Genomic DNA, 14,189 nt, shown 5'->3' with positions numbered 1-14,189 from the left:
CATGACGGAGCCCACGCGTGGCCGCGGCGCGGCCCAGCAGAACAACGGCAACGGCAGCACGCCGGTCGGACTCAGACCCACCATCATCGACGTGGCGCGGCTCGCCGACGTGTCCACGTCGACCGTGTCCCACGTCGTGAACGGCACGAAGACCGTCCGCGAGCCGATCCGAAGCCGTGTGCTGAAAGCGATCGAGGCCACCGGGTACACGCAGCACGCGGCAGCACGCTCGCTGCGACGCGATCGGACCGAGTCGATCGGGCTGGTCATCTCCGACAGCGGGCAGCCGGCGTTCGCCGACATGGTCCGCGGCGTCGAGGAGGCCGCGCGGAAGGCCGGCCTCGTGCTGCTGCTGGCCAACTCGTCCGAAGACCCTCAGCAGGAGCTTCGAGCGATCGAGGCGTTGCAGTCCCGTCGTGTCGACGGCCTGATCCTCGCCCGGGCCGCTCGGTCGACCGATGCGGCGATCGAGTGGCCGAAGGCACAGGGTGTGCCGCTCGTCCTCCTCGACCGGCTCTCCAACCTGCCGCTCGACCAGGTGGGCGTGGAGAGCGAGGCCGCGGTCCGCACCCTGGTCACCCATCTCCTGCAGCTCGGCCACCGCCGCATCGCCATCACCGCGGGCAACCTGGACGTGCCGACGTTGCGCGAGCGCTACAGCGGGTACGAGCGCGCGCACGCCGATGCGGGCCTGCCCGTCGACCCGTCGTTGGTCCTCACCGGCGTCGGTGACGAGGAGGAGACGGAGGCGCTAGTCCGGGAGCTGCTCCAGCGGGCCGACCGACCCACCGCGATCGTCGGGGCAAGCTCACCGATGACCGTCGGCACGTTGCGTGCCGCGGCAGGCCTTGGTGTGCGGATCCCGGAAGACCTCGCGTTCGTGTCCTTCGACAGCCTGCCGACGCCCGACCTGCTGCGTAGCCCGCCGACCAGCGCCGAGCAGCCGGCACGCGAGGCGGGTCGAGAAGCGATGCGACTCCTGCTGCGGAGGTTGGCCGAGCCGGACGCGGCCCCGACGACCGTGCGGCTCGCGGCTCGCCTCTCGCATCGCGAGTCGTGCGGCTGTGGGCACCCCGAACGGCCGCTGGTCTAGACCGCAAATCGCTCGTTCACCTCAACGAGGATCGGCAAGTCTCGACGCTGGGTACCAGCAGCGGCCGAGCCGGCCCACTTCTTGCCCGTTCATGCCCACGGTCCTCATCGCCCGAGGCGCGCGATGGGCTTGACCGGCATCGGGTACGCCGCTCGAAGCTCGCGCCGCTGAAGCTCGTTGGCCCGGGAGGCGAGGTTCGGGTTGATGACGACGACGGTCTCGCCCTCCCCGGAGGCCTCCCGACTCGCCTCTACGGTCTCCGCTTGTCCCAACGACGGGCTCAGCCGCACGGAGGCCGCGCCTACTCGAATGGGTGATTCGGCGCCCCGGAGTGTCCTGTGCGTGCACGGGGCCCGAGCTCCATCGAGCCCGGGTCAGTCGACGACGCAGTGGCGATGGCCCTCGGTTCAGGAGCCGGTTCGCCGGGGAAGTCGCCGTCCTGCGCAGCGTGGCCGACGGCTCTGTGATCCGACCGGAGGAGAGAGCAGTGTTGTCGTCTGTAAACCACACCTGGGGGCAGGGATGGACCGCGCAGGGATGCGACGCCGCAGCACAGCGCGCTGGTCAGCGCCCGTTTGGGCGCACCGCGTCCGACCCTGTACCCTCTCCTGTGGCCCGTTCGCGGGCCGGGCGCCCGTAGCTCAACGGATAGAGCATCTGACTACGGATCAGAAGGTTGGGGGTTCGAGTCCCTTCGGGCGCACAGACGAGAGGCGCAGCACCCGCGCGGTGCTGCGCCTCTGCTGTGTCCGGGGCTCGTCCCTCGTGCGGGGCCCTCAGGCCGACTGCCCCGTCGCCCTTCGCACCAGCTCCGCGACCCGCTGCTCGTCGGCGGGGGACAGCTCGGTGATCGCGAACGCCGTCGGCCACAGGGAGCCGTCGTCCAGCTGGGCGCCGTCGAAGAAGCCCAGGTTGCCGTAGCGGACCTTGAACTTGGCGCGCTCCTGGTAGAAGAACAGCACCTTGCCCTCCGCGTTCGCGTAGGCGGGGCTGCCGTAGAACAGCCGGGGCTGCAGCCACGGGGCGACCTCCAGCGCGATCGCGTGGATGCGCTCGGCGTTGGTCCGGTCCGGCTCCTCCAGGGCGGCGATCCGGTCCACCACCGCCTGCAGCGACTCCGCGGCGGACTGCTGGGCCTTGAGCTCCTTGGCGCGCTGGCGCATGGCGGCGCGCTCCTCGGCGGTGAACCCGCTCGTCTTCTTCGTGTCGGTCATGGCGTCAACCTACGGACAGGGGTCCGGCTGCGGCTTCTCCATACCTGCTCGATCTCGGCGGCGGTGTCCCGGCTCACGCTGGATCGTCGGTGGGCGGCCTAGTGCTGGGCCAGCACCGCCAGCGCCTCCTCACGGGTGGCGACGTAGGTCACCGGGAAGCCCGTCTTGGCCGAGAGCCGCTGCATCTGGATGGCCACCAGCGGGTTCGACGCGATGAACGCGCACCACGTCAGCCCGTTCTTCACGGCCTCGGCCATCATCGCCTCGTGGGTCCGCTGCACCTGCTCGGCCTGCGCCGGGTGGGCGCTGAAGTCCACGAGGAACGTCCAGCCCGGGCGGTTCTCGCGGTACGCGGCGGACAGCACCCGCACGTAGTCGTCGCAGGTCGCCTTGCTCCACATGCCGACGCAGACGTCGGACAGGCGGTTCTGCGCCCGGTCCCAGCTGATGTCGAAGTAGCCGGTCTCCTCGACCGTCGTCAGCGTCAGACCGCTGGTCTCCCGGGACATCGCCGTGCCCATCCGGGTCAGCTCGCCGACGGCGACGGCGCTGCGTGCCGCGGCGTCCGCGTTCACCGTGGCGAGGTCGACCACGGTCGCGATCGCACCGGCGATCGCCTCGGCCTCGTCGGACACGCCCTGGGCCGTCTGGCTCAGCTCGTGCGTGACGGTGGTCTGCTGCTCGACGGCGGAGGAGATGGTCAGCTGCGACTCGCAGATCTCGTCGATCACCCGGCTGACGTCCGCCATCGCGGTGACGGCCTCGTGGGAGTCCGCCTGGATGCGGCTCAGCATGTCGGTGATCGTCTCGGTGGCCTTGGACGTCTCCTGGGCCAGGCTCTTCACCTCGGCGGCGACGACGGAGAACCCCTTGCCGGCCTCACCGGCACGGGCGGCCTCGATGGTGGCGTTCAGCGCCAGCAGGTTGGTCTGGCCGGCGATCGAGGTGATCGCCTTGATGATCTCCCCGATGCGTGCGGTGGACTCGCCGAGCACGGTGATGGTCTGCGAGGCGGCGGCGACGGAGCCGACGGCCTCCCGGGCGACGTGCGAGGCGGTGGACGTGGTCTTGGCGATCTCGCTGATCGACGTGCGCAGCTCCTCGGTGGCGGCCGCGACGGTGGAGACGTTGGTGGACACCTCGCGGGCCGACCGCTCGATGCGGCTCGCCTGCTCGCTGGTGCCGCGAGCGCCCTCGGTGATGGTCTGACCGATGATGCCGAGCTCCTCGCCGGCGATCGTCAGCAGCGAGATCTCCGGGGTGATGGCGCTCATCGGGCCGGTCAGCCGCTTGAACGCGTCGCGCACCAGCGCGGTCACACCGGTGCCGTCACCGGCCGCCGCCTCGGCGACGCGGGTGAAGTCGCCCGACCGTCCCGCCCGCCCCAGCTCCTCCAGGTCGGCCACGGACCGGCGCAGCCCCGAGACCGACCGTGCAGCCAACGCCAGCGCGAGGACCGCGCCGACCGCGACGGCGATCCAGGACGCCGGTGCCGACCCGACGAGCACCGCCGCGACGCCACCCGCGACCGCGATGACGGGCGCCGCCCACAGGCCCGTCGCCGAGCCGGAGCCGCTGCGTGCGGCGGCGGCCGTGCTGGGCGCCGAGCCGGGCAACGAGGGGGACACGGGAAGGGCGGACGCGGTCATCGTGACTCCTGGGCGGTACGGGCCGTCGATCACCGTCGGTGACGGGTGACTCGCCCTTCCCATCGGCTGCGTCGAGCCGTCCGAGCGGAATCCGGTGGGGGGTCTTGCGTCACAACTCGAGCACGAATACTCTGGCGCGAGTATCCGGAGGTGAGTGATGGCCACCAGGCCCGTGTCGAACCCGTTGGCATTGGCGGTGCTCGCCTGCCTCTGGGAGCGCCCGATGTACCCGTACGAGATCACCACCACGCTGCGCGAGCGCGGCAAGGAGGACAGCATCCGGCTCAACTTCGGGTCGCTGTACTCCGTCATCCAGCAGCTGGTGAAGAAGGACCTGATCGAGGTCGAGCGCACCGAGCGCGAGGGCAACCGGCCGGAGCGCATCGTCTACGCGATCACGCCGGCCGGCCGCCAGGAGACGGACGCCTGGTTGCGGGAGCTGATCGCCCAGCCGGTCAAGGAGTACCCGGCCTTCGAGACGGGCCTCTCGCTGCTCGCCATGCTGCCGCCGGCGGACGCCGCCCGGCTGCTGCAGGAGCGGCTCGCCCGCCTGGACGCCGACCTGACCGAGCGTGAAGCGCTCGCGGCCGGCGACGTCGTCAGCCGGCTGCCGGAGCTGTTCGTCGTCGAGCTGACCTACCGGATCGCGATGCTCAAGGCCGAGCGCGACTATGTCGCCCAGCTGGCCGGGCGCATCGAGCGCCGGGAGCTGGGCGGGTTCGGGCTGTGGGCCCAGCTGCACGACCAGCTGGCCCAGGGCCGGTCCCACCAGGAGCTGGCGGCCGAGCTGGCGCCGGTCCTCACCGCGGGCGACGCCCCGCAGACGCCCGAGGGCGCGGCGAAGGGGCAGGGCCACCGCCCCGCCCCGTGACCACGATCTCCCGACGGTCGACCTGACCGCCGGGTGCACCACCCTCCGACCGACCGGCCGGAGGACCGCAGAACAGTGGTGGCCCGGATGCGCCAACATCCGAGCCACCTGGCACCGAGTCGTCCCAGCGTGAACTGAAACCTGTGCGAACAGTCTGCTCAGAGCCGTGCCGCGATGGTATCGCCGCACGGGCACGACGGGACGGCTCCGACCGCAAGGAGGAGCACCATGGCTGCACCACGAGCAGCGCTCGCGCTGGAGGCGCGATCGCTGGTCAAGACCTATCCCGGCGGACGCGGCAAGCCGCGCGTCACCGCGCTGGACGGCGTCAGCTTCGGCGTCGAGCCGGGGAGCGTGTTCGGTCTGCTCGGACCCAACGGCGCCGGGAAGTCCACCCTCGTGAAGATCCTCGCGAGCCTGTCCCGTCCCGACTCCGGCACCGCGCTGGTGGCCGGTGCGGACGTGGCCCGGCACCCCGACCAGGTGCGTCGGCTGATCGGCTTCGTCGCCCAGAAGCAGGTGGCGGACCCCATGGACACCGGCCGGGAGAACCTCGAGCTCGCGGGCCGGCTGCACGGCCTCACCGGCTCGGCGGCGCGTGCCCGGGCCACCGAGCTGCTCGGTCGCTTCTCGCTCGACGTGAGCGCCGACCGTCAGGTGAAGACCTACTCGGGCGGCATGGCCCGCAAGCTCGACGTCGCCATCGGCCTCATGCACCGGCCGCGCGTGCTGTTCCTCGACGAGCCGACCACCGGCCTCGACCCCGAGGCGCGCAGCGAGCTGTGGTCGGAGATCGAGCGGATGGCCGGCACGGAGGGGATGACCGTGCTGCTGACCACGCACTACCTGGACGAGGCCGACCACCTCGCCGGGCGGCTGACGATCGTGGACCGGGGTCGCGTGGTGGCGTCCGGCACGCCGGACGAGCTGAAGGCGGGGCTGCACGGGGACGCGGTCGCCGTGGAGCTGCGGGAGACCACCGACGTCGCACGGGCGTCCGAGGTGATGCGGCGCGTGGCCGGCAGCGCGGACGTGACTGTCGAGGGGCGGCAGGTGCGCGTCCGGACGGCGGACGGCGCCGCGGTGCTGCCGTCGGCGCTCGCGGCGCTGGAGACGGCAGGGGTGGTGGTCGCCTCGGCGACGGTCGCCCGGCCGAGCCTGGACGACGTGTACCGGTCCCACGCCGGGCACCGCTTCGACTCCGCTGCCGGTGCGGACGTGGAGGTGGCGGCATGAGCGCCGTGACCACCACCCGGTCGCCGGCCGTGCCGGTCGAGGCGCGACGCGCGCCGTTCACCGGCCTGCGGCACACCCTGCTGCTGACGGCCCGGCACCTGCGCGCCGCTCGGCGCGTGCCGATGTTCGTGCTGATGAACCTGCTGCAGCCGATGATCTGGTTGCTGCTCTTCGGCCAGCTGTTCCGGTCCGTGGTGAACATCCCCGGCTTCAGTGCTGGGGGGTCCTACCTGGAGTTCCTCACGCCCGGGATCGTCATGATGATGGCCCTGTCCGGCAGCGCCTGGGCCGGCACCGCCTACATCCAGGACATGGACCGCGGGGTGATGGACCGGCTGCTGACGTCGCCTACCAGCCGCGGGGCGCTGATGGTGTCCACGCTCGTCTACCAGTCGGTCCTCACCGTGCTGCAGACCGTCGTGGTGCTCGGCGTGGCCTGGCTGGGCGGCGCGAGGTTCGGCGGCGGTGCCGGCGGCATCCTGCTGCTGCTGCTGGGCGCGGCGCTGCTGACGGCGGCGTTCTCGGCGCTGTCGAACGCGGCGGCCCTGCTGACGCGGGACCAGACGGTGCTGATCGGCCTGTCCCAGCTGCTGACCATCCCGCTGATGTTCCTCAGCTCCGCGCTGATGGACACGCGGCTGTCGGCCGGCTGGGTGGCGACCGTGGCCCGGTTCAACCCGTTCGAGTGGGCGGTCGTGGTCGGCCGCGAGGCCCTGAGCCGCCACGCCGATGCCGGGACGGTGCTCGTCCACCTCGGCCTGCTCGCCGGGCTGGCCGTGGTGCTGACGGGCGTGGCGACGCGCGCGTTCCGCACCTACCAGCGCAACACCTGACCGGAGGGCGGTAGCCGACGAGGGGGCCTGGCCGCACGCACGGCCAGGCCCCCCTTGCTCGACCGCCACGCATCAGACGTTCTCGGAGCCCGCTGCCAACGGTCAGCGTGTCGATGTCGATGCCCTACTAGCCTTCAACGGCGAGGTTCGCTGTGCAGATGTGATGGAAGGCTGTCCCGTGCTCACTGCCTCAGAGGTCGTACGTCACGTGAACTGGGGTCGGATGCTGGTTCAGGTGCTGCTGGCCCTGGCCGCCGGCGGTTACGCCTCCTGGTTCATCTACCGTTCCCTGTTCACGTGGGTTCTGCCGTTCTTCCTCGTCGTGTGGATCGGTGGGGAGCTGTGGCGCACGGCGCGCGCTGTGAGGAAGGCGCAGCAGCAGTAGGCCCCATCCACCCGCACGCGTGACCGCAGCTTCCGGGAGTCGGAGAGCACTAGGGCCGCTACGCCACCCGCACCCCCTGCACCAGCTGCGACGCGGGGCTGCCGATCACCGACGACGTGACCTCGGCGAACCCCGCCTTCTCCATCAGCAGCCGCGCGTCCGACGCGTTCCATCCCCACTGGCCCCAGGCGTTCACGGTGCCGGACGCCTTCTCGTCGCGCAGCCGGTCGCAGAGCGCCACCACGGCGCGACCGCCCGGACGCAGCACCCGGAACATCTCCTCGAGCGCCTTCAGCGGGTCTGGCACGAACTTCAGGCAGAACATCGAGGTCACCACGCTGAACCGGCCGTCCGCCCACGGCAGCGCCGCCGCATCGCCCTTCACCAGCTCGGCGGTGCCCGCCGCCAGGCGGTCGGCCAGCCGCTGCCGCGCCACGTCCAGCTGCAGGTCGGAGGCGTCCAGGCCGGCGACGTGGCGCGCGCGCTTCGCGTGCTCCGCGAGCAGCATCGCCGAGCCGCAGCCGACGTCGAGCAGGTCGTCGTCCGGCCGAAGCCCCAGCGCCGCCGCCATCCGGGCGTAGTTGTTCCGGTTGATCCGCACCATGAGGCGCGTGCCGACCCTCCCCAGACGGCCGACCGGTCGTCCGAAGAACCTCCAGTAGAAGCTCGCCCGCCGTGTCATCGTCGACCTCCCGCCCGGGACCGCGGTCCGTCCCGCTCCGGCCCCGCGCGGCCCCGGTTCGACCCCTGTGCGCACGCCGCGGCGAGGGCTCCCGCTGGTCACCACGCTAGAACCGGGGGTGTCACGCCGGTAGCCCGGACAGGGGCATCCTGGGGCCGGATCCGCGCGCACCCGCGCGGACCACGTCCCGGCAAGGAGTCCAGAAGTGAGCAGCAGCCCCGTGGTCCTGTCCGACGCCGTCGCCGCGGCGCTGGCCGACGGACGTCCCGTCGTCGCGCTCGAGTCGACGATCATCAGCCACGGCCTGCCGCGTCCGCGCAACTTCGAGGCGGCCCGCAGCTTCGAGGCGACGCTGACCGAGGCGGGCGTCACGCCGGCGACGATCGCCCTGGTCGACGGCGTGCCGCACGTCGGGCTGGACGACGCGGCGCTGCACCGCATCGCCGAGGACGAGACCGTGGAGAAGGTGTCGAGCCGGGACCTGTCGGTGGCGATGGTCAAGGGAGTGACCGGCGGGACGACGGTGGCGGCGACCGCCGTGCTGGCCAACCTGGCCGGCATCCGGGTGTTCTCCACCGGCGGCCTGGGCGGCGTGCACCGGGGCGCCGCGCAGTCCTTCGACGAGTCGGCCGACCTGACGATGCTGTCCCGTGTGCCGATCACCGTGGTCTCGGCCGGTGCCAAGTCGATCCTCGACATCCACGCGACCCTCGAGCGGCTGGACAGCCTCGGCGTGACCCTGCTCGGCTACCGAACCACCCGGTACCCCGGCTTCTACCTGTCGGACTCCGGCTTCGAGATCGACTGGAAGGTCGACTCGGCTGAGGAGATCGCCGGCGTGATGGCCGCCCGCGACGCGCTGGGCCAGAGCCAGGCCGTGCTGGTCGCCAACCCGATCCCGGCGGACCAGCAGCTGGACCCGGCGGTGCACGACTCGGTGCTGGAGGAGGCGCTCGCGCTGGTGGACAGCCGCGGCATCACCGGCAAGGCCGTGACACCCTTCCTGCTGGACTACTTCCAGGCGCACACGCACGGTGCGAGCCTCGAGGTGAACCTCGACATCGTGGTGAACAACATCCGGCTCGGCGGGCAGATCGCGACGGCCTGGGCCGCGCGCCGGCAGGGCTGAGCACCGTGGCCCGACCACGCGTGGTCGTCGTCGGCGACGTGATCAACGACGTGCTGGTGCGCCCGCTCGGCCCGGTGGCCCCGGACACCGACACCCGCGCGCAGATCGTCCGCCGCCCGGGCGGCAGCGCGGCCAACCTTGCGAGCTGGCTCGCCAGCCTCGGCGACGCCGTCACGTTCGTCGGCCGCGTCGGTGCGCTGGACCACGACCTGCACGCGGCCCGGCTCGCGAGCCTGGGCATCGACCCGCACCTGGCCGCCGACCCCGAGCGCGAGACCGGCACGATCGTGGTGATCGTCGACGCGGACGGGGGGCGGACGATGCTGACCGACCGCGGTGCCAACGTCGCGCTGACGCCCGACGACGTCCCGCCGGACGTGCTGGACGGTGCCGCGCTGCTGCACCTGAGCGGCTACACGCTGTTCGAGGAGCCGGCCCGCGGCACCGCCCTCGACCTGATGGCCGGTGCCCGGGCCGCCGGGGTGCCGGTGTCCGTCGACCCGAGCTCGGTGGCGTTCCTGCAGGACGTCGGCCCGGAGCAGTTCCTTGCCTGGACGGCCGGTGCGTCCCTCGTCTTCCCCAACCGCGACGAGGCCGCGCTGCTGGCCGGCACGGCCGACCCGGTGGAGGCCGCGCGCCGGCTGGGGGCGCACTACGACACGGTGGTGGTGACGCTCGACGCCGACGGGGCGGTCGTCGCGCGCCGTGGCGAGGAGCCCGTCGCGCTGCCCGCGCAGCGCGTGCACGCCGTCGACACGACCGGTGCGGGCGACGCGTTCTGCGCCGGTTTCCTCACCACCTGGCTGCGCGCGGACGACCCTGTCGGGGCCGCCGCGGCCGGCATGGTGATCGCCCGGGAGTGCGTCCTGAGGCTCGGCGGCGGCCCGCTCGCGAGCGTCGTCTGAACATCTGTCCAGATTCTGTCTTGCGAAATTCCCTGCAAGTCGTTGCACCCGCTAGCGTGTGCCGGTGACCGAGAACCAACCTCTCTCCTCGACCCCGGTGATCCTTCCCGAGCACACCGTCGAGAAGTTCACGCGTGAGTTCCTCCGCGAGCTCAACTTCGGCCAGGGCGTGACCCTGTCCCGGGCCTCCGTCAACGACCAGTACCTCGCACTGGCGCGAGCGGTCCGGCACTACCTGATGGCCCGATGGCTCGACACCCTCACCCGGCAGCGCAAGGCGCAGGCCAAGTCCGTCGCCTACCTGTCCGCCGAGTACCTCCTGGGCCGCCAGCTGGAGAACGCCCTGCTGGCCACCGACCTCGAGGACATCGCGCGCGAGTCGATGGCCAACCTCGGCCTCGACCTCGACCTGATCGCCGAGCAGGAGGTCGAGCCCGGCCTCGGCAACGGCGGCCTCGGCCGGCTGGCGGCATGCTTCGTCGACTCCCTCGCCACCATGAGCGTGCCGTGCATCGGCTACGGCATCCGGTACGAGTACGGCATCTTCAAGCAGACCTTCGTCGAGGGCTGGCAGGTGGAGCAGCCGGACAACTGGCTGTCCCTCGGCTCGCCGTGGGAGTTCCCGCACCCCGAGCACTCGGTGCAGGTGCAGTTCGGCGGGCACACCGAGCAGTACGTCGACGAGGCCGGCCGACCGCGCACCCGGTGGGTGCCGGCGTGGGGCGTCGAGGGCGTGCCCTTCAACTACATGGTCCCCGGCTACCACAACGGCCGCGTCAACACCCTGCGCCTGTGGAGCGCCACCGCCAGCAACGCGTTCGACCTCGAGCTGTTCAACGCCGGCCGGTACCCGGAGGCGGTGCGCAGCCAGACCTTCGCCGAGAACATCTCCAAGGTGCTGTACCCGGAGGACTCCACGCCGCAGGGCAAGGAGCTGCGGCTGCAGCAGCAGTACTTCTTCGTCGCGTGCTCGCTGCGCGACTTCATCGACGAGGTGCTGCCGGAGGACTTCGACCTGCACCACCTGGACGAGCGGATCATCTTCCAGCTCAACGACACCCACCCGGTGATCGCGGTCCCCGAGCTGATGCGCATCCTGGTCGACGAGAAGGGCTGGGACTGGGACGAGGCGTGGGCGCTGACCCAGAAGTGCTTCGCCTACACCTGTCACACGCTGCTGCCCGAGGCCCTCGAGGTGTGGCCCACGGAGCTGCTGGGCCGGCTGCTGCCCCGGCACCTCGAGATCATCTACCGCATCAACGACGAGTTCCTGGCCGAGGTGCGCACGGCGTACCCGGACGACGAGGAGCACGTGCGCCGCATGTCGATCATCCAGGAGCAGCCCGTCCGGGCCGTTCGGATGGCGTACCTGGCCACCGTCGCGGGCTGCAAGGTGAACGGCGTCGCCGAGCTGCACAGCCAGCTGCTGCGCGACAAGGTGCTGCCGGACTTCTCCGAGTACTGGCCGGACAAGTTCACCAACGTGACCAACGGAGTCACGCCCCGCCGGTTCGTCCGGCTGGCCAACCCCGGCCTGTCCCAGCTGATCACCGAGGCGATCGGCCCGGGCTGGGTCACCGACCTGGAGATGCTGTCCGGCCTCGAGCCGCTGGCCGACGACCAGGAGTTCCGTGAGCGGTTCCGTGCGGTGAAGGCCGACAACAAGGCCCGGCTGGCGGCCGTCCTCGCGGAGCGCGACGGCGTCGTGCTGCCCGAGGGCGCGATGCTCGACGTGATGGTCAAGCGGCTGCACGAGTACAAGAGGCAGACCCTCAAGGTGCTGCACATCGTGTCGCTGTACGAGCGGATCCTGTCCGGCGAGCTCGACCCGACCTCGATCACCCCGCGGGTGTTCGCGTTCGGCGCCAAGGCGGCGCCCGGCTACAAGATGGCGAAGAAGATCATCGGCCTGATCAACCACGTGGGCTCGACGATCAACGCGGACCCCCGCGTGAAGGGCGCCCTGACGGTGGCGTTCCCCGCCAACTACAACGTGACGCTTGCCGAGACGCTGATCCCCGCCGCCGACCTGTCCGAGCAGATCTCACTGGCCGGCAAGGAGGCGTCCGGCACCGGCAACATGAAGTTCGCGCTGAACGGCGCGCTGACGATCGGCACGGACGACGGCGCCAACGTCGAGATCCGCCGGCTGGTGGGCGACGACAACTTCTTCCTGTTCGGGATGCTCGAGCCCGAGGTGGAGAAGCTGGTGGCGCAGGGCTACGACCCGATGTCGTTCTACGAGTCGAGCCCGCGGCTGAAGGCCGCGATCGACCTGATCGCCTCCGGCGCGTTCGGCGGCGGCAACCCGGGCATGTTCGCCGCGGTGGTGGACAACCTGCTGCACCAGGACCCGTTCATGGCGCTCGCGGACTTCGACGGGTACCTGCAGGCGCAGGCGCGGGTCGACGAGCACTACGCGGACACCGAGGCGTGGACCCGCTCGGCGATCCTCAACGTGGCGCGCAGCGGGTTCTTCTCGTCCGACCGGTCGATGCAGGACTACATCGACCGCATCTGGCACACGCAGCCGGTGCACTCGTTCTAGGCCCTCGCGGGCGCCTCAGCACACGCGCCGCACGACGAGGTCGACGGCGGTCCGGCCCTGGGCCAGGGCCAGCCGCTCGAACTTCGTCGTGCGGCGTCGTGCTGCCTGCGGCGGGTCTGCGGAGGCGTCCGCCAGGCACGGGTCCGCGGTGAGCACCTCGCGCATCTGCTCGGCGTAGTCCGGCCAGTCGGTGGCGGTGTGGATCAGGCCGCCGATGAGAAGGTGCTCGCGCAGCAGCGCGACGTGGTCCGGCTGGATCAGCCGGCGCTTGTGATGACGGGCCTTGGGCCACGGGTCGGGGAAGAAGGCGTGCACCGCCGCCAGGCTGCTCGCGGCGATCGACTCGCGCACCAGCTGCAGGGCGTCGCCGTGGCCCACCCGGACGTTGGTCAGGCCGGCGCGCTCGACGAGGGACAGCAGGCTGGCGACGCCGGGCAGGTGCGCCTCCACCGCGAGGTAGTCCCGCGCCGGGTCGTCGGCCGCGGTCTCGACGGTGGCCTCGCCCATGCCCGGGCCGATCTCCAGCACCAGCGGGGCATGCCGGCCGAACAGGGCGTCGGTGTCGAGCAGGCCGTCCGGCGTGCGGGGGCCGCGGCCGAGCGCCTCGTCGTGCACCGAGAAGCCGTAGCACGGCCACAGCCGGTTCAGCGCGTCGGCCCGGTCGCGGCCGAGCGCCGCCCGGCGTGGGTGGAACGTCCGCAGCGGCTCGTGCGGGCCCGCCGCGACGTGGTGGAAGTCGTCGGGGGAGGCGCCGGTCACGGGCGCAGGCTACCCGGCGGCCCGGGCGGAGGGCTCAGGCGGGCGGCGTCCCCGTCGGCGGCTGCTCGGCCGGCGGCTCCATCAGCGCGAACACCTCGCCGAACGGACCCTTCACCAGCACCATCCGGCCGTACGGCGTGTCCTCCGGTGGGCTGACCACCGTGCCGCCCAGCTCGGTGACGCGGGCCGCCGCGTCGTCGGCCACCCGCACCTGGAAGTACACCGTCCATGCGGCCGGCACCTGCGCGCCCGCACCCGGGCCGTAGCCGCCGATCCCGCTGCGCACCGTCTCGCCGTCCACCGCGACCGATGCGTAGTCGAAGTCGGGGGCGGACAGGTCCGTCACGTCGTACCCGAACAGCCCGTCGTAGAACGCGAGGGCGCGGGCCTGGTCGTGGGACATGTGCTCGGTCCACACCACCGCGCCCGGCTCGTCGACCACCTCCCAGCCGATGTGCGAGCCACCCGACCACAGCCCCACCACGGCCTCGGTCGGGTCGGTCAGCAGGGCCATCGACCCGAAGCCCATCACGTCGATCGGCCCCAGCAGGGTGCGGCCGCCCAGCTGCTCGGCACGCTGCACGGTCGTCGCCAGGTCGTCCGTCGCCAGGTACACGCACCACGCGGCGGGCGGAGCCGGGTCCTCGCCCATCGGCTCCGTCAGGCCGACCACCTGCCGGTCGCCGACGAACGCCTGCGTGTACCCGCCGGTCTCCGGACCGCCCGTCTCGAACCGCCAGCCCAGCAGCGGGCCGTAGAACCCGGTGGCCCGTTCGAGGTCCGGCACGGTGATGTCCGCCCAGCACGCCGTACCGGGTGACCAGGGCACCTGCTGCGTCGTCATGGCGCCATCACATCACCGCCGCCGCACGCGCGACACCGGAG

13 protein-coding genes and 1 tRNA gene are annotated in these 14,189 nt (G+C 71.8%); 9 read left to right on the top strand and 5 right to left on the bottom strand.

What is annotated here, in order from left to right:
- The first annotated feature begins 1 nt into the window (after position 1).
- Positions 2–1,093, top strand: a complete 1,092-nt coding sequence (locus tag QMF98_RS15505) for a LacI family DNA-binding transcriptional regulator (RefSeq protein ID WP_337973821.1) — start codon at positions 2–4, stop codon at positions 1,091–1,093.
- A 630-nt stretch (positions 1,094–1,723) separates the two neighbouring features.
- Positions 1,724–1,796, top strand: a tRNA-Arg gene (locus QMF98_RS15500).
- 73 nt (positions 1,797–1,869) lie between these two features.
- Here the strand turns inward: QMF98_RS15500 and QMF98_RS15495 are convergent.
- Both QMF98_RS15495 and QMF98_RS15490 read right to left on the bottom strand, forming a co-directional pair.
- Entirely contained in the window at positions 1,870–2,307 is a 438-nt protein-coding gene (locus QMF98_RS15495; RefSeq protein ID WP_337973820.1) for a DUF1801 domain-containing protein, read from the bottom strand.
- 98 nt (positions 2,308–2,405) lie between these two features.
- Complete coding sequence (locus tag QMF98_RS15490) at positions 2,406–3,956, bottom strand: methyl-accepting chemotaxis protein (protein WP_337973819.1); 1,551 nt, start codon at positions 3,954–3,956, stop codon at positions 2,406–2,408.
- Between the two features lie 157 nt (positions 3,957–4,113).
- Between QMF98_RS15490 and QMF98_RS15485 the strand changes: the two genes are divergently transcribed.
- From QMF98_RS15485 to QMF98_RS15470, 4 genes are all read left to right on the top strand, one after another.
- Positions 4,114–4,827: a PadR family transcriptional regulator gene (locus QMF98_RS15485; protein ID WP_337973818.1), complete on the top strand. Its 714-nt coding sequence runs from the start codon at positions 4,114–4,116 to the stop codon at positions 4,825–4,827.
- Positions 4,828–5,055: 228 nt separating this feature from the next.
- Entirely contained in the window at positions 5,056–6,063 is a 1,008-nt protein-coding gene (locus QMF98_RS15480) for an ATP-binding cassette domain-containing protein (RefSeq protein WP_337973817.1), read from the top strand.
- On the top strand, positions 6,060–6,896 hold the full coding sequence (locus QMF98_RS15475; protein WP_337973816.1) for an ABC transporter permease: 837 nt from the start codon (positions 6,060–6,062) through the stop codon (positions 6,894–6,896). The genes QMF98_RS15480 and QMF98_RS15475 overlap by 4 nt, the downstream gene beginning before the upstream one ends.
- Positions 6,897–7,104: 208 nt before the next feature.
- Positions 7,105–7,281 carry a hypothetical protein gene (locus QMF98_RS15470; RefSeq protein WP_337973815.1) on the top strand — a complete coding sequence of 59 codons (177 nt, stop codon included), beginning with the start codon at positions 7,105–7,107 and terminating at the stop codon, positions 7,279–7,281.
- A gap of 58 nt (positions 7,282–7,339) precedes the next feature.
- On the opposite strand, the gene QMF98_RS15465 is transcribed toward QMF98_RS15470, so the two are convergent.
- Positions 7,340–7,963: a class I SAM-dependent methyltransferase gene (locus QMF98_RS15465; RefSeq protein WP_337973814.1), complete on the bottom strand. Its 624-nt coding sequence runs from the start codon at positions 7,961–7,963 to the stop codon at positions 7,340–7,342.
- A 205-nt stretch (positions 7,964–8,168) separates the two neighbouring features.
- On the opposite strand from QMF98_RS15465, the gene QMF98_RS15460 reads away from it, so the two are divergent.
- From QMF98_RS15460 to QMF98_RS15450, 3 genes are all read left to right on the top strand, one after another.
- Positions 8,169–9,092, top strand: coding sequence for a pseudouridine-5'-phosphate glycosidase (locus QMF98_RS15460; RefSeq protein ID WP_337973813.1), 924 nt, complete (start codon positions 8,169–8,171; stop codon positions 9,090–9,092).
- 5 nt (positions 9,093–9,097) lie between these two features.
- Positions 9,098–9,997, top strand: a complete 900-nt coding sequence (locus tag QMF98_RS15455; RefSeq protein ID WP_337973812.1) for a carbohydrate kinase family protein — start codon at positions 9,098–9,100, stop codon at positions 9,995–9,997.
- 64 nt (positions 9,998–10,061) lie between these two features.
- The gene (locus QMF98_RS15450) at positions 10,062–12,545 is read left to right on the top strand and encodes a glycogen/starch/alpha-glucan phosphorylase (RefSeq protein WP_337973811.1); all 2,484 of its coding nucleotides are present in this window, start codon (positions 10,062–10,064) and stop codon (positions 12,543–12,545) included.
- Positions 12,546–12,560: 15 nt separating this feature from the next.
- On the opposite strand, the gene trmB is transcribed toward QMF98_RS15450, so the two are convergent.
- Together trmB and QMF98_RS15440 are read right to left on the bottom strand one after the other, a co-directional pair.
- Entirely contained in the window at positions 12,561–13,304 is a 744-nt protein-coding gene (gene trmB, locus QMF98_RS15445; protein WP_337973810.1) for a tRNA (guanosine(46)-N7)-methyltransferase TrmB, read from the bottom strand.
- Positions 13,305–13,338: 34 nt separating this feature from the next.
- Positions 13,339–14,148, bottom strand: coding sequence for a VOC family protein (locus QMF98_RS15440; protein WP_337973809.1), 810 nt, complete (start codon positions 14,146–14,148; stop codon positions 13,339–13,341).
- Positions 14,149–14,189: the final 41 nt, after the last annotated feature.

Source organism: Cellulomonas sp. NTE-D12, from assembly GCF_027923705.1.
In the GTDB taxonomy this organism is placed as follows: Bacteria; Actinomycetota; Actinomycetes; order Actinomycetales; family Cellulomonadaceae; genus Cellulomonas.
Note: the sequence above shows the minus strand (reverse complement) of the source record. Positions and strands in the feature narration are given on the sequence as shown.

Bases quoted from the DNA above. Each gene is read 5' to 3' on its own strand.
- QMF98_RS15505 (WP_337973821.1), top strand. From the start codon at position 2: ATGACGGAGCCCACGCGTGGCCGCGGCGCGGCCCAGCAGAACAACGGC.
- QMF98_RS15495 (WP_337973820.1), bottom strand. From the start codon at position 2,307: ATGACCGACACGAAGAAGACGAGCGGGTTCACCGCCGAGGAGCGCGCC.
- QMF98_RS15490 (WP_337973819.1), bottom strand. From the start codon at position 3,956: ATGACCGCGTCCGCCCTTCCCGTGTCCCCCTCGTTGCCCGGCTCGGCG.
- QMF98_RS15485 (WP_337973818.1), top strand. From the start codon at position 4,114: ATGGCCACCAGGCCCGTGTCGAACCCGTTGGCATTGGCGGTGCTCGCC.
- QMF98_RS15480 (WP_337973817.1), top strand. From the start codon at position 5,056: ATGGCTGCACCACGAGCAGCGCTCGCGCTGGAGGCGCGATCGCTGGTC.
- QMF98_RS15475 (WP_337973816.1), top strand. From the start codon at position 6,060: ATGAGCGCCGTGACCACCACCCGGTCGCCGGCCGTGCCGGTCGAGGCG.
- QMF98_RS15465 (WP_337973814.1), bottom strand. From the start codon at position 7,963: ATGACACGGCGGGCGAGCTTCTACTGGAGGTTCTTCGGACGACCGGTC.
- QMF98_RS15440 (WP_337973809.1), bottom strand. From the start codon at position 14,148: ATGACGACGCAGCAGGTGCCCTGGTCACCCGGTACGGCGTGCTGGGCG.